This is a genomic window from Oceanicaulis sp. MMSF_3324 (assembly GCF_030733545.1).
Classification (GTDB): domain Bacteria; phylum Pseudomonadota; class Alphaproteobacteria; order Caulobacterales; family Maricaulaceae; genus Oceanicaulis.
In genome coordinates, this window is the sequence record NZ_JASHIU010000003.1 from 191033 (window position 1) to 205165 (window position 14133).

General features: G+C 63.2%; 13 protein-coding genes. 4 read left to right on the forward strand and 9 right to left on the reverse strand.

Annotated features, from left to right (window positions below; all coding sequences use genetic code 11):
• Nucleotides 1-28 precede the first annotated feature (28 nt).
• The 3 genes from RBA95_RS14525 to RBA95_RS05360 are packed head-to-tail and all read right to left on the reverse strand — an operon-like array spanning nucleotide 29 to nucleotide 2232.
• Nucleotides 29-322, reverse strand: a complete 294-nt coding sequence (locus RBA95_RS14525) for a type II toxin-antitoxin system RelE/ParE family toxin (RefSeq protein WP_371933588.1) — start codon at nucleotides 320-322, stop codon at nucleotides 29-31.
• A 5-nt stretch (nucleotides 323-327) separates the two neighbouring features.
• Entirely contained in the window at nucleotides 328-573 is a 246-nt protein-coding gene (locus RBA95_RS05355; protein WP_306015789.1) for a type II toxin-antitoxin system ParD family antitoxin, read from the reverse strand.
• 51 nt (nucleotides 574-624) lie between these two features.
• Complete coding sequence (locus RBA95_RS05360; protein WP_306015790.1) at nucleotides 625-2232, reverse strand: carboxyl transferase domain-containing protein; 1608 nt, start codon at nucleotides 2230-2232, stop codon at nucleotides 625-627.
• A gap of 140 nt (nucleotides 2233-2372) precedes the next feature.
• On the opposite strand from RBA95_RS05360, the gene RBA95_RS05365 reads away from it, so the two are divergent.
• The 4 genes from RBA95_RS05365 to RBA95_RS05380 all read left to right on the forward strand — a co-directional run bounded on the left by RBA95_RS05365 (nucleotide 2373) and on the right by RBA95_RS05380 (nucleotide 6759).
• Nucleotides 2373-3176, forward strand: a complete 804-nt coding sequence (locus tag RBA95_RS05365; protein ID WP_306015791.1) for a DUF5694 domain-containing protein — start codon at nucleotides 2373-2375, stop codon at nucleotides 3174-3176.
• A 73-nt stretch (nucleotides 3177-3249) separates the two neighbouring features.
• On the forward strand, nucleotides 3250-4089 hold the full coding sequence (locus RBA95_RS05370) for an enoyl-CoA hydratase-related protein (RefSeq protein ID WP_306015792.1): 840 nt from the start codon (nucleotides 3250-3252) through the stop codon (nucleotides 4087-4089).
• Between the two features lie 30 nt (nucleotides 4090-4119).
• Nucleotides 4120-5844 carry a patatin-like phospholipase family protein gene (locus tag RBA95_RS05375; RefSeq protein WP_306015793.1) on the forward strand — a complete coding sequence of 575 codons (1725 nt, stop codon included), beginning with the start codon at nucleotides 4120-4122 and terminating at the stop codon, nucleotides 5842-5844.
• Nucleotides 5845-5931: 87 nt separating this feature from the next.
• A complete protein-coding gene (locus tag RBA95_RS05380; protein ID WP_306015794.1) occupies nucleotides 5932-6759 on the forward strand; it encodes an aldo/keto reductase in 828 nt (275 codons plus the stop codon).
• Between the two features lie 52 nt (nucleotides 6760-6811).
• Here the strand turns inward: RBA95_RS05380 and RBA95_RS05385 are convergent, their stop codons facing one another.
• From RBA95_RS05385 to mgtE, 6 genes are all read right to left on the reverse strand, one after another.
• Nucleotides 6812-7282 (reverse strand): lysozyme inhibitor LprI family protein, encoded by a 471-nt coding sequence (locus RBA95_RS05385; RefSeq protein ID WP_306015795.1) that lies wholly within the window; start codon nucleotides 7280-7282, stop codon nucleotides 6812-6814.
• A 237-nt stretch (nucleotides 7283-7519) separates the two neighbouring features.
• Nucleotides 7520-8263 (reverse strand): flavodoxin family protein, encoded by a 744-nt coding sequence (locus RBA95_RS05390; protein WP_306015796.1) that lies wholly within the window; start codon nucleotides 8261-8263, stop codon nucleotides 7520-7522.
• 235 nt (nucleotides 8264-8498) lie between these two features.
• Entirely contained in the window at nucleotides 8499-9671 is a 1173-nt protein-coding gene (locus RBA95_RS05395) for an isovaleryl-CoA dehydrogenase (RefSeq protein WP_306015797.1), read from the reverse strand.
• A gap of 70 nt (nucleotides 9672-9741) precedes the next feature.
• Entirely contained in the window at nucleotides 9742-11622 is a 1881-nt protein-coding gene (locus tag RBA95_RS05400; protein WP_306015798.1) for a glycoside hydrolase family protein, read from the reverse strand.
• A gap of 68 nt (nucleotides 11623-11690) precedes the next feature.
• Complete coding sequence (locus RBA95_RS05405; protein ID WP_306015799.1) at nucleotides 11691-12674, reverse strand: kelch repeat-containing protein; 984 nt, start codon at nucleotides 12672-12674, stop codon at nucleotides 11691-11693.
• 47 nt (nucleotides 12675-12721) lie between these two features.
• Nucleotides 12722-14110: a magnesium transporter gene (gene mgtE, locus RBA95_RS05410; protein WP_306015800.1), complete on the reverse strand. Its 1389-nt coding sequence runs from the start codon at nucleotides 14108-14110 to the stop codon at nucleotides 12722-12724.
• Nucleotides 14111-14133 lie beyond the last annotated feature (23 nt).

Below are 14133 nucleotides of genomic sequence, written 5' to 3' on the forward strand. Positions count from 1 at the left end.
AATGTGACGCAGTGTAATACCGAGCCCGCTAAGGCGCCGGACCCTTCCAGTCCTCACGAACATGACGAACCCTAAGGATGAAAACCTGCTCATCCTCTTCGACCAGATAAATGATGATGTGACGACCGTGTGGATGACACCGGACAGGAGGTGATATCTCAAGCCGTTCCCGTGCCGAGAACGGGTGGTCCGCGAGAAACTCAAGGGCCCCTGTAAGAGTCTGAAAGTAGCGCTCCGCTTGCTCATCACCGAACAGGCTCAAGCCTCGCGCATAGATATCGATCAGATCGTTTTCCGCAGCCTGGCTCAGTCTATATCCCACGCCGCCTACTCGGCAGAGGCAAGCCGGGCGCGTGCGGCCTCGCGGATGTCGGTCAGGGAGAGTGTTCCTGTCCCGCTCTCCAGCGCTTCTGTGACCAGTCCTTGCATGTGGGCGATCTTCGCCTGACGGTCCTGATCTCGACGGATCAGGTCCCGAACATAATCGCTGGCATTGCTATACCGGCCATTGCCGGACTGGTCTTCGACCCAAGCCTTCATCGCATCGGGGAGTGAGACATTCATTGTCGCCATGGCGTGCTCCTTGAAACACCACCATGGCACAAATTGGCAAATTTTGCCATCCTACATCCGGAAGACGCCGAACTTGGTGTCCTCGATCGGGGCGTTCAGTGCGGCTGACAGGGCCAGGCTTACCGCGCGGCGGGTGTCTTCGGGCGCGATCACACCGTCATCCCAGATACGGGCGGTGGAGTAATAGGGCGAGCCCTCTTCCTCGTATTTCTCACGGATCGGCTGCTTGAAGCTTTCCTCGGCCTCCGCGCTCCAGTCTTCGCCACGCGCTTCCATGCCGTCGCGCTTGACGGTGGCGAGCACGCTGGCGGCCTGTTCACCGCCCATCACCGAGATGCGGGCGTTCGGCCACATGAACAGGAAGCGCGGACCAAAGGCGCGGCCGCACATGCCGTAATTGCCGGCGCCGTAGGAGCCGCCGATCACGACAGTGATCTTGGGCACCTTGGCGGTGGACACCGCGGTCACGAGCTTGGCGCCGTCCTTGGCAATGCCACCAGACTCGTATTTCGAACCCACCATGAATCCGGTGATATTCTGCAGGAACAGAAGCGGGATCTTGCGCTGGCAGCACAGCTCGATGAAATGCGCGCCTTTCAGGGCGCTTTCCGAGAACAGCACGCCATTATTGGCGATGATGCCCACGGGCATGCCATGCAGACGGGCAAAGCCGGTCACCAGCGTTTCGCCATAGAGCTTCTTGAACTCGTCAAATTCAGAGCCATCCACCAGACGCGCGATAACCTCGCGCACATCAAAGGGCTGACGCGTATCGACGGGGATCACGCCGCCCAGCTCCTTGGGGTCGAGACGCGGTTCGCGCGGCTCTTCCAGGAAAACCTGCTTGGGTTTGACGGTGTTGAGCCCGGCCACAATGCGGCGGGCGATCTGCAGCGCGTGATCATCATCAGCGGCGTAATGGTCCACCACGCCGGATTCGCGGGCGTGAACGTCCGCGCCGCCCAGATCCTCGGCCGAGATCACTTCGCCCGTCGCCGCCTTCACCAGCGGCGGCCCGCCCAGAAAGATCGTGCCCTGCTTGCGCACGATCACGGTTTCATCGGACATGGCCGGCACATAGGCGCCGCCCGCGGTGCAGCTGCCCATCACGACCGCAATCTGGGGGATGCCTTCAGAGGACAGATTGGCCTGATTGAAGAAGATGCGCCCGAAATGCTCCTTGTCGGGAAACACTTCTGCCTGGTGGGGCAGGTTCGCACCGCCGGAGTCCACGAGATAGATGCAAGGCAGGCAATTCTCGCGCGCCACTTCCTGGGCACGCAGATGCTTCTTCACCGTCATCGGATAATAGGTGCCGCCCTTCACCGTGGCGTCATTGCAGACGATGACGCATTCGCGGCCCGACACCCGTCCAATGCCGGTGATCATGCCGGCGCCATGCACATCGCCGTCATACATCTCGTTCGCGGCGAGCGCGCTCAACTCCAGAAACGGCGAGCCCGGATCAAGCAGGCGCTGCACCCGGTCGCGCGACAGAAGCTTGCCGCGCTTGAGATGCTTTTCCCGCGCCCGCTCATTGCCGCCCTTGGCGGCTTCAGCAGTCTTCTCCCGCAACTCGGCGACCAGCTTGGCCATCGCCTCGGCATTGGCCTTGAAGCTGTCCGAGGACGCATCGAGTTGGGTATGAAGTTCGGTCATGGCGCGAAATATCCGTCTGGTGAACAAGACTGATGCGCTGCTTAGCGCGCCGAGCCCCCATCGCGCAACGCTTTGCATCCGATCTGCTCTCAGCGCGCATCATCCGGACATAACACTCAAAACACGTCTGGGAGGTCACCTTGCTTACTGCACTCACACTCGCCACAGCACTCCTCACCACGCCGGTTCAGACCGAATGGATCGAGACCGACGCCACACCCATCGAGGTGATGGTGCTGGGCAGCTACCATTTCACCGGCGGCGGTCAGGATCTGCACAATGCGGAAGTGGACGACCACCTGTCGCCGGAACGGCAAGCCGAGATTGCTGACGTTCTTGACGCGCTTGCGGATTTTGCGCCCTCGAAAGTCATGGTCGAGCTGACGCCAGAGCATGAAGCCGAATTCAATGCCGCCTATCAGGCCTATCTGGCTGGCGAGCGCGCCCTCACCGTTAATGAACGCCAGCAATTGGGCATGCGTCTGGCAGCCCGTCTGGGCCATGAACGGCTTTATGCCATCGATCAGGCCTCTGACATGGACTTTGAAGGCATGATGACGGCGGCGGCCGAGGCTGGGCAAAACCGTCTTCAGGGCGAATTCGCCAATTTCAACGCCGCGGTCCCGACTTTGATGGCCGACATGGAAAGCGGCACGGTGATGGAGCGCCTCCGCGCTTCCAATTCCCAATTCGCCCATGACGCCCATGGCCTGTATCTGACGCTGGCGCAGATGGGCACTATCGAGGAGCCCATCGGCGTTTCAGAGATGGGCGAATGGTGGACCCGCAACCTGGCGATCTTCGCCAATGCCGCCCGCCATGCTGAACCGGGCGACCGTCTGCTTTTGATCTATGGCGCCGGCCACAAACATCTTCTGGAGCAATTCTTTGAAGATGCGCCCGGTTTCCGGATCGTCGATCCGCTCGACACGCTCGAGGAATAATCACAAACACGCAGCCAGACTGCTTGTTCACGCCTTAAGGGCTCGGCATGGTGTCTCCCACGGAGGAGACACCATGACGGAATACACCAGCTTCAAGGTCAGCCAGGACGGCCCCATCGCCCGGATCACCCTGAACCGGCCCGACAAGCGCAACACCATGACCCCGGCCTTCTGGGCGGAGCTGCCGCAAGCGGTGAACGCCCTGTCCGACGCCGGCGAAACCCGCGTTCTGATTCTCGATGCGGAAGGCCCGGTCTACACCGCCGGCATGGACATTTCGGTCTTTACGGACGCCAATGCGCTGAAGACCGACACCGCCTCCCTGCGCGAAGCCTTCATGACGGCGGCGACGGCGTTGCAAGACAGCTTCACCGCGTTTGAAAAGGCCCGCTTCCCGGTCATCGCCGCGATCCAGGGGCCGTGCGTGGGCGGCGGCGTCGACATGATCTGCGCCGCGGACATGCGCTACGGGACCGATGACGCCTGGCTCAGGATCGAGGAAACCAATATCGGCATGTTCGCCGATGTGGGCACGCTGCAGCGCCTGCCCGGCCTGATCCCCGAAGGCGTGGCCCGTGAGCTGGCCTATACCGGCGAAACCCTGAGCGCGGATCGCGCCGAACGGCTGGGTCTCTACAACGCCGTACTGCCTGATGGTGAAGCGCTCAAAGCGCATGTGGATCGGATCGCCCACTCCATCGCCCAAAAGGCGCCCTTGACGATCTCGGGCATCAAGCGCTCCTTCCTCTATGCACGCGACCACACGGTGTCCGACAGTCTGGAGCACGCCATGACGCTTCAGGCCTCCTTGTGGAGCCCCGAAGACATCATGGAGGCCATGACGGCGCGCGGCGAAAAGCGCGAGGGTGAGTTCAAGGCGTTGACCCCGGTCAAGCGCATGGGACAATCCTAGAAGAGAGGTGCTGCATCCAAAGGACAGGTCATGAACCTGGGACTGAGCATTCTGCCGTTTTTCAATCGGGTCGAAAAAGCCGCGCTCCGTGCTGTGGAGGCGGAAGTGGAATGGTTCTGTCTGCCTGCGGGCCAGACCCTGTTCGAAGAGGGCGAGGTCGCCGATTCCTTCTATCTCGTCCGCTCGGGCGCCCTGGCCGCGTTCCGGCGCGGGGCCGATGCGCGCCCCGAACTGGTCGGCCATATCCGTGCGGGCGAACCCATCGGTGAAATGGCGCTGGTCGAGGACCGGCCCCATTCCGCCAGCGTTTACGCCCTGCGTGATTCAGAGCTTGTCAGACTGCCCAAGGCGGCGTTCGACAAGCTGACCAACAAGCATGCCTCGCTGATGCGCGAGCTGAGCAAGATGATGCTGTCGCGGATCCGGGCGGGGGAATCCTATCGCCGGTCCGAACCGCGGGTCTTCGCGCTCATCTCCACCTCCCCGACCATTGATCTGGAATACCGCAGCGGCAAGCTCAGAAGCGCGCTCAAGGAGATGGGAGTCTCCTCGATCGCCTGCGGGGAGGAATGCTCGGACTGGCCGGGCCCGCGCCTGGACAAGCTCGAGGCCGAGCATGACATCGTCATCCTGCAGGCCCGGCTGGGCGATTCCAACTGGGCGCGGCGCGCCATGGCCCGCGCGGACCGCATCTGGATGATGGCCCGCGCTGATGCGCGCCCCTCCATTCCGCTCATGCCCGAAGACCCTTCGCCCGCCGCCCGGCTGAAGCTGATCGACATGGTGATGGTTCACAATGAAGGCGTCCGCCAGGCGGCAAACCCGTCTGAATGGATCGCCGCGGCCGATGCGGCGCGCTGTTTTCACTGGCGTCAGCACAATGCCAGCGATGTGCGCCACATGGCGCGGACCATGTCCGGCAAATCGGTCGGGCTGGTGCTGTCCGGCGGCGGCTCGCGCGCCTATGCGCATGTGGGTGCGATCCGCGCTTTCCGGGAAGCCGGTGTGGAATTTGATTTCTATGGCGGCGCGTCCATGGGCGGCATCATCGCCGCAGGCGCGGCCATGGGCTGGGACATGGACGAGCTTGAGGACCGCATGCGCCGGGCGTTTGTGGCGTCCAACCCGTTGAGCGACTGGGTGATGCCGGTGGTCAGCCTGACCAAGGGCAAGCGCGTGGACCGGCGGCTGAACGAGCATTTCGGCGAGGTGGACATTTCCGAGCTGCCCCGCCCCTTCTTCTGCGTCTCCTCCAACCTGTCCACGGGCGCGACCCGCATTCACCGCACGGGACAGCTGTCACGGGCCTTGCGCGCCTCGATCTCCATTCCCGGGCTGTTGCCGCCCATTGTGGACGGGGATGACGTGCTGGTGGATGGCGCCGTGTTCAACAATTTCCCGATCCAGGAACTCAAGGCCTATCACCGCGGGGTGAATGTGGGCTGTGACGTGACGCGCAATAATGCGATCAATCCGGACGATTTCCGCGATGTGCCCAGCTTCACCGGCTGGGTGGCGCGCCATGGCCTGTCCGACCCGCCGCCCATCGCCAGCCTGCTGATGCGAGCCGCGACGGTGGGCACGCTCGAACAGCATTCGATCACCCGCCGGGCGGCGGACATCCTGGTCCTGCCCGAGCTCGATCTCGACATGCGCGAATGGAAGCGCTTCGACGAAGCGGTGGAGGCCGGCTACACCAGCGCCAAGCGCCTGATGGAGGAGATGCCGAACGCCCTGGCGCGCCGGTTCGGCTAACCGTCTTGCGTGCTGCAGCGCAATGAAACCGGATCGCCCCTTGCCGCGTTCCAGTGTCAGGTTTCAAGCAAGCAACAGGAGCGCGCAATGACCGAGCGGACCCAAGCCAATGGCGCTGATATCCCGAAATTGGGCTTCGGCACCTGGAAACTCGAGGGTGAAGACGCAACGCGCGGCGTGACCACGGCGCTCAAGACCGGCTATCGCCATATCGATACGGCTCAGGCCTATGACAACGAGGCCGAAGTGGGCGACGGCCTGAAGCAATCAGGCCTCAAGCGCGACGAGATTTTCCTGACCACGAAGGTCTGGCGGGACAATTTCCGCGATGGAGACCTTCAGAAATCCGTCGCTGAAAGCCTCGACAAGCTTAAGACCGACTATGTCGACCTCTTGCTGCTGCACTGGCCGGTGCCGGAAGTGCCGATTCAGGAGACGATGAAAGCGCTCAACGAGCTCAAGGATGAGGGACGCGTCAAACATATCGGCGTTTCCAACTTCACTGTGGACCTGGTTGATGAGGCGCGCGCCCACTCCAACGCGCCACTGGCGGTCAACCAGGTCGAATACCATCCCTATCTCGATCAGAACGCCGTTCTGAGCGCCTGCCGAGCGGCCGGCATGGCCATGACGGCCTACTCGCCGATCGCCCAGGGCAAGGTGTTTGACGATGAGGTCATCACCGACATCGCCAAAAAGCACGATGTGTCCCCGGCCCAGGTCGTCCTGCGCTGGCTGGTTGATCAGGAGAGCGTGGTCGCCATTCCGCGCAGCTCCAGCGATGATCACATCAAATCCAATTTCGAGATCGCCGGAATCACGTTGAGCGAAGAGGATACCGGCCGCATCAACGCCCTCAGGAGTTCTGAAGGTCGTCTGATCGATCCCGACTGGGCGCCCGACTGGGACAAGTAGGCTCAGCCGAGCCGTATGCAAAAAACCCCGCGCCAATGGCGCGGGGTTTTTCTTAGAGCGAGGCGTTCATCAGCTGGTCTTCAAGCTGCAGCGCGCGCACCGCCGTGATCTGATTGATGCAATAGGCGTGGGAAATGCCGCTCATGGAGCCGCCCGCATAGGCCATCGCACGCTGGTCGCATTCCGCATCCCGAAACTGGATCCACACACGCTGAACCTGCTGGGTGGCGTCTCGCTGCTGTTGCAGGCCATTGGCTTGCATGGTTGCGCGCAAGTCGCCGTAAGCCGCATTCAATCGAGCGTCCCAGATGGCGGCTTCGCGCCGCGCGCAAGCGATCATGCCCTGGGTCGTGTACCCGTCCTCGCTTTCGTCTTCGCACATCCTGCTGATTTCATTGATGCAAGAAGCCGGCGTTTCCGTTGAATCGATGCAGTTCTGCAAGATCGCAACGTCGTTATTGACCGGCGCCGTCGGCTTGGCCGCCTGGCTGACAAGCGCGAGCGAGAACAGTTCGATGAGCATTTACACCCCCATTGCAATGGCCCTTTGTGCATGGGCTTTGCGCCAGCCTACGCACCGAAAACGCATTGAACCCCAAAAGGGTTAAAAGGTTCGCACAACTCACGGGCGAAGCGCCCCAACAGCGCCCGCGCTCGCTGCGTAATGTGAATCCCGCCACAGCGGTCTCGCCCGCTCCCAGGGCACGGAGCATGGCCGGAAAGGCATATCCCGATCAGGCGAATAGCGCTCCGGAGACTGTCAGCCTTCAGGCGACCAGAAAGGATGGCCCAGTGTCTGATTGCGCATGGTGTGATCATCCTGATTGCCATAGGCGGGAAACCCGCCCGCATCCTTGAGCAGGCGGGCCGCATGCATCAGGTTCCAGCTCAGAATGGTCGCGTTCTTCTGGGTGAAGGCGTTCTGCCGGCCCGCTTGCGTGCCGTCTTCCCCCGCATCGCCATAGCTCAATCCCGGACCGATCTCGCCGATCCAGCCGGCATCGGCCTGGGGCGGAATGGTGTAGCCGATATGGGAGAGCGCGTATTGCAGCGTCATGGCGGTATGCTTGACCCCATCCTCATTGCCGGTGATCACGCAGCCGCCCGTCTTGCCGTAATAGACAAACTGGCCGTTCTCCTGTCGCTGGCCGGATTGGGCGTAAAGCCGTTCGATCAGAACCCGTGCGACCGAGCTTTCCTCGCCCAGCCAGAGCGGCGTGCCGATCACCAGAATATCCGCCGCCTTCACCTGCCTCCAGATTTTCGGCCAGTCATCGCGGTCCCAGCCCTGTTCAGTCATATCCGGCTGGACGCCGAAGGCGATCTGGTGATCCACAAGACGAACCGTCTCAACGCTGACGCCCTGCCCTGTCATGATCGTACGACACACATCCATCAGATCATCGGTGTGTGACGCTTCGGGGGACCGTTTGAGCGTGCAGTTGATAAAGAGCGCCTTGAGATCGTCATACCGGGCGGGCGGGGAGCTTTGGGTGTCGGCCATCAGGTTTCTCTCATTGCAAAGAAAAAAGGCCCGCGCCGGAGCGCGGGCCTTTCAAGTCCGGGGGAACGTCGTTGCTTCGACACCCTAACAACGCATCGCCGACCGTTTCGTTGCATCATGGACTCAAAACGCCTCACAGCGTCTGGCAGGCTTCAACAGCCGCCCCTATGCCCCAAAACAGGAACGGCCCGCCTGAGGGATCAGACGGGCCGCTCTGACTAAAGTGCCGGGTCGCTTAGCGCGTCGCGTTGAACAGCTCGCGGCCAATCAGCATGCGGCGAACCTCGCTGGTGCCGGCGCCGATCTCGTAGAGCTTGGCGTCACGGAGCAGGCGGCCCGTCGGGTACTCATTGATATAGCCATTGCCGCCCAGGATCTGGATGGCGTCCAGCGCACACTGGGTAGCCGCCTCGGCGGCGAACAGGATCACGCCGGCTGCGTCCTGGCGCGTGGTCTTGCCCGCATCACAGGCTTGCGCCACGGCGTATACATAGGCGCGAGACGCGTTCATGCGGGTGTACATGTCGGCGATCTTGCCCTGGATCAGTTGGAACTCGCCGATCGGCTGGCCGAACTGCTTGCGCTCGTGCACGTACGGCATCACCACATCCATGGCGGCCTGCATGATGCCGACCGGACCGGACGCCAGCACGGCGCGCTCATAATCGAGCCCGCTCATCAGCACACGAACGCCGCCGCCGACCTGGCCGAGCACATTCTCTTCGGGCACTTCACAGTCTTCAAAGACCAGCTCGCCGGTTTCAGAACCGCGCATGCCCAGCTTGTCGAGCTTCTGGGCGATGGAGAAGCCCTTCATCCCCTTCTCGATCAGGAAGGCGGTGATGCCTTTGGAACCCGCTTCGGGATCGGTCTTGGCGTAGACCACCAGGGTGTCCGCGCTCGGACCATTGGTGATCCACATCTTGTTGCCGTTGAGGACGTAGTGATCGCCCTTTTTCACGGCTTTCAGACGCATGGACACGACATCGGAACCCGCGCCGGGTTCGGACATGGCCAGCGCGCCCACATGCTCGCCGGAGATCAGCTTGGGCAGGTATTTGCGCTTCTGCTCTTCGGTCCCGTTCAGACGGATCTGGTTGACGCACAGATTGGAGTGCGCGCCATAGCTCAGGCCTACCGAGGCGCTGGCGCGGGAGATCTCTTCCATGGCGATGCAGTGTTCCACATAGCCCAGCCCGGAACCGCCATACTCTTCCTCGACGGTCAGGCCCAGAAGGCCCAGTTCACCCATCTTGGTCCAGAGATCTGCAGGGAACTCGTCCTTCGCGTCGATCTCGGCGGCGCGCGGAGCGATATGATCGGACGCGAACGACTGCACGGTATCGCGCAGCATGTCCGCGGTGTCGCCGAGCGGGAACTCGAGCGAGGGATACTGGTTCGAAATCATAGACGGCCAGATACCACGCGCGTCGGGCGCGTCAAGTTCGCACAAATCTCGCCAAAAACAGTCCTGCCCGCTACTTCTCGTTGCGGCGACCAATGATGAACCAGGCCGAAGCCGCGCTCAGGAGCACGCCGGCGCCGAACACCGTGGGCCCAAGCGGCGAGTAGGCCAGCCCCAGCTCCATATAGGCGTCCATGTTCGCCGCGATATCCCAGCCGCCCAGGCCGACCATGACGCCGCCCAGAGCCAGCGAGGAAATGAACATGATATCCCCGCCCCGGCGTTGTGACGGCTCGGGATCGTCCAGACCCGCGGTTTCACCGCCCGTCACCACAGCCGGGTCGAGCACCTCGATATCCTCATGAATATCCGAATGCGGCTCGTCCACATCCTTGTCCGGATGATCCGGGCCCTCGATATCCCCGGACAGGCCCGGCGCGGACGCCGGCGCCAGCGCCGGATGCGGCGGCGCGGAGAACACCTGAAGGCCTGAAGGCTTGGCGTCTTCGGTGATGGCCGCGTCCGTACCCTCTTCGGCGTCCTCGGACACCTCGACGGAAAGCGCATTGTCCTTGTCAGCGAGCTCGGCCGGACGCCCGCTCACTTCGGTATCAGCCGAAGCGGCCTGCGGCAGAGATTCAGGCGCAATCGGCGTCACCTTGATGCTCGACACCTGAAGAGCGCTCTGCAGCGGGCTCAACGGCACTGACGGCGCGCTGAACAGGCTTGATGAAGCCGGGTTCGGACGAACTTGAGGTTCGGGCGCGTCGTCAACCGGATTGGAGGCGCGCGGCGATTCCAGGCCCACATGAGCGGTCGACAGGAAGCTGTAGCCCAGCTGGGTCGTCTCTTCAGCGGTCTCGACCGGCGCGGCGGCGATGCTGGCGGACACCTGCTTGGCCATGCGGGCCATGACTTCGGTAATCGCCGCGTCCTGGGCCGCCTTGACCGCTTCGGATTTGGTGTCGTCTTCCTCGTCCGTCGCAGCCAGGGCCGTCGGTTCTTCAGGCGTCACTTCGACCTGGGCCGACTCTGCACTCGGCTCTGCGGCGTCTTCGTCATCGGCTTCCGTCGCCGCTTCAACAGCGTCTTCAGGGCCCTCAGCAGCGTCGTCAGCCTCTGCAACAGTGTCGGCACCACCCTCTGCATCCGTGGAGATAGCGTCCGCGCTCGGCTCGGGCGCCTCAACCGGCTCGGCGGCAGGCTCGATTTCCTCCAGAGCCAGCCGCTCGACCGGAAGCGCAGCGTCGTCCTCGTCAGGCAGCTCGAAGGCGATATCAAGCTCGACCAGTGCGGGCGTATCAGCCTCCGGTTCCGAAGGGCCCTCGTCAGCCGCGACCGGCTCACCCTCGGCTTCGGCCTGGGGCTCCTCAACAACAGCCGTCTCGACCTCCGCCTCAACGGCGACAGGCGCAGGCTCGCTTGCCGTTTCAGGCTCAGTAACGGGTTCAGGCGCGGCCTTCACCGGTGTTGCCGGCGTATCAATGACGGCGGCGCTGTCTTCAAGCCCAATCAGATAGAGCGCTTTTTCAGCCGCCCGGCGCGACACCAGACGATCAGACACCACCAGGCGTCCGTCCTGTTCAGCGCGAACCCAGGTCTCGATGGCGGCGGCCGCTTCGCGGTGACGACCATCGCGCGCCAGACGCGCCACGTCAGACACCTTGAACGCTCGCAGGCCAACCGACAGGGCGAACGAGACCAGGGCGTCGCGCATGGGCGCGGCCATCTCGGCGCCGACGCTGGCGTCCAGCGTCTGCTCGGCCCGCATCACGTCGTAGATCAGCAGGAGTTCTGCGTCTTCGGGCTTGAGCGCCACGCCTTCCTTCGCAGCAGCGGTGTGGCCATAGCCCACCACCCAGCGTTTGCCACGCCGTTCGGCCGTTGCCAGGAAAGGCTCGTGAGCCTTGATCAGGTCGCGCGCGGCGCGGGTCGATTTCAAACGCGGTGTCATCGCTGTCCCGTTTCGAAACGGTTGGGTCTTAGGTTAAGAACCGCGATGCAAACTCAGGACCGTCCGGGCTATGACGGCGAGAAAATGTCCACCGCGTCCAAGGCCGTAAAGGGTGCGAAGAAGCCTGCGCCGGATCCGCCGCCAATTAACCAAATGCCGTCATCAAGCGTCACAACGCCTGATTCTGTGCGGGGCGCGGGCATGTCAGGCAGGCTGCGCCAGACCTCGGCGTCCGCATCCAGAACGACATGAGAGGCGAGCGTGCGCCGCATGTCCGCGCTCCGTCCGCCAAAGACATGGATGTGCCCGTCCAGCACCGCAGCGGCGTGACCCGCACGCGGCTCGGGCAGATCCGGCGCCCGGCGCCAGCTTTGGGACACTGTATGGTAAACATCGACCCGAGGGGTGGCCTGCCCGTTTTGGGCGCCGCCAATCAGCCAGAGCTCTTCTCCCACCGCCACCGCAGCCGCGCCACGGCGATTGATCTCGACGGGCGCTTCCAGAGCGCTCCAGCTTTGCGTATCGGGCGCGTAGACGAACAGGCCCGGCGCGCCGTCCTCCCCGCCCAGAGCGTAAAGCTGATCATTCAGCGCCACGAGCGAAAGGCTCGCCTTCGGCCCCGGCAGTGCGGTCTCGCCGCTCCAGGCATCGGTGAGCGGGTCATAGGACCAGACGCTGTCGATGGGCTCGGCGCCGCCATCCGATGAATAGCCGCCCGCCACCCAGATCCGGTCTTCCAGCACGGCCATGCCGAAGCGCTCCAGCCCGACCGGCAGCGGTTTGAGGACGCGCCAGACCCCCACTTCGGGGTCATAGACTTCCAGGGCGTCGCGCGGATTGGCGAGCCCGGCCCCGCCGGCCGCATAGACCCGGCCATCCAGGACGGTGGCGGACAGGCCCGCGCGCGCCTGATCCAGCCGCGGCCCCAGGCTCCACGGCCCGGACAGGCGCAGGCCGCTGTCAAAGATCGGGCTCTCTGACACGGGCTCTTGCGCGGCCAGAGGCGACAGCCCGGCCAGCGCGATGAGGATCGCCAAAGCGGTCTTTTTCATGTCAGGGCCTCCGTCAGGAACTCAATCGCCTTATACGTTGCGACAGATTAAAGCAGAACAAGGGCGCCCAGGCCCAAAAACACGACAAATCCCACCACATCGGTCACGGTGGTCACGAAAACGGACGAGGCGACAGCCGGGTCAGCGCCGAAATGCTTGAGCCCCAGAGGCACCAGCACCCCGGCCAAACCGGCGATAGCAAGATTGATCACCATGGCGATCGCGATGACGTAGCCCAGCTGCGGTTCCTGGAACCAGACTGCGGCGATCACCCCCATGACGACCGCAAAGATGAGTCCGTTCACGAGCCCCGCCGCGGCTTCACGCCAGACAAAGCGTAACGAGTTCGCGCCGGTCAGGTCGCGCGTGGCGAGCGCGCGCACGGCGACGGCCAGCGATTGGGTGCCGGCGTTACCGCCCATGGATGCGACGATCGGCATCAGCACCGCAAGCGCCACCAATTGGGCGATGGCCTGGTCAAACAGGGCGATGACGAGCGAGGCCAGAACCGCGGTGCCCAGATTGACCAGCAGCCAGGGCGCGCGCGATTTCACCGATTCCCAGACCGTGTCGGCAAGGCCCGCCTCGTTCACCCCGGCGAGCGCCAGCAGGTCTTCCTTGTTCTCTTCCTGGATGACGTCGACGATATCGTCGACGGTCAGCATGCCCTTCAGCCGCCCGGAATCGTCCACGACCGGCGCCGAGATCAGGTGGTATTTCTCAAACAGATAGGCGGCGTCTTCCTGATCATCCTCGGGCCGGATTGTGATCTTCGCCGACTCCATCAACTCCGACAGCGGGGTCTGACGCTGGGACCGCATCAGGCGGCTCACCGGCACGGCGCCAATAGGACGGAAGCCTTCATCCACGATGAAGACCTCGAAGAACAGATCCGGCAGCTCTTCGCCCGCCAGACGCATATGGTCGATCGTGTGCCCCACGGTCCAGAAGGACGGCGCAGCGACGAACTCGCGTTGCATCAGGCGGCCGGCGGTCTCCTCTTCAAAGGAGAGCGAGGCTTCGAGATGTTCGCGGTCTTCCGCGGACACCGCCGCCAGAACCGCTTCACGCACTTCAGGCTCAAGCTCCTCGACGACCATGGTCTTGTCGTCGGAATCCAGTTCCTCGAGCGCTTCGACGATCTGCTGGGGCTCGAGCAGCTCAAAAATCCCCGCTCGGGTGTCATAGCCGATCTCGGCCAGCACCTCGCCGGTGAACACCGACGAATCAAGCTCCGCCAGATGACGCTGCTGATCCCAGCTCAACTGCTCGATCAGGTCGGCGACATCGGCCGGGTGCAAGGGTTCAAGCAGCTGCCGGATGAGTACAGGGTCTTCATCGGCGATCGCGCCGATCAACTCCACAAGCACGCCCTCGGGCAGGTCCATGCCGGCGGTCACTTCATCACGGTGCAGCTCTTCAACCGGTTGCGTCATGGCGCCTCGCGTCTGTCTGAGGG

Bases quoted from the DNA above. Each gene is read 5' to 3' on its own strand.
- RBA95_RS05405 (WP_306015799.1), bottom strand. From the start codon at position 12,674: ATGAAAAAGACCGCTTTGGCGATCCTCATCGCGCTGGCCGGGCTGTCG.
- RBA95_RS05380 (WP_306015794.1), top strand. From the start codon at position 5,932: ATGACCGAGCGGACCCAAGCCAATGGCGCTGATATCCCGAAATTGGGC.
- RBA95_RS05400 (WP_306015798.1), bottom strand. From the start codon at position 11,622: ATGACACCGCGTTTGAAATCGACCCGCGCCGCGCGCGACCTGATCAAG.
- RBA95_RS05370 (WP_306015792.1), top strand. From the start codon at position 3,250: ATGACGGAATACACCAGCTTCAAGGTCAGCCAGGACGGCCCCATCGCC.
- RBA95_RS05390 (WP_306015796.1), bottom strand. From the start codon at position 8,263: ATGGCCGACACCCAAAGCTCCCCGCCCGCCCGGTATGACGATCTCAAG.
- RBA95_RS05355 (WP_306015789.1), bottom strand. From the start codon at position 573: ATGGCGACAATGAATGTCTCACTCCCCGATGCGATGAAGGCTTGGGTC.
- mgtE (WP_306015800.1), bottom strand. From the start codon at position 14,110: ATGACGCAACCGGTTGAAGAGCTGCACCGTGATGAAGTGACCGCCGGC.
- RBA95_RS05375 (WP_306015793.1), top strand. From the start codon at position 4,120: ATGAACCTGGGACTGAGCATTCTGCCGTTTTTCAATCGGGTCGAAAAA.
- RBA95_RS05360 (WP_306015790.1), bottom strand. From the start codon at position 2,232: ATGACCGAACTTCATACCCAACTCGATGCGTCCTCGGACAGCTTCAAG.
- RBA95_RS05395 (WP_306015797.1), bottom strand. From the start codon at position 9,671: ATGATTTCGAACCAGTATCCCTCGCTCGAGTTCCCGCTCGGCGACACC.
- RBA95_RS05385 (WP_306015795.1), bottom strand. From the start codon at position 7,282: ATGCTCATCGAACTGTTCTCGCTCGCGCTTGTCAGCCAGGCGGCCAAG.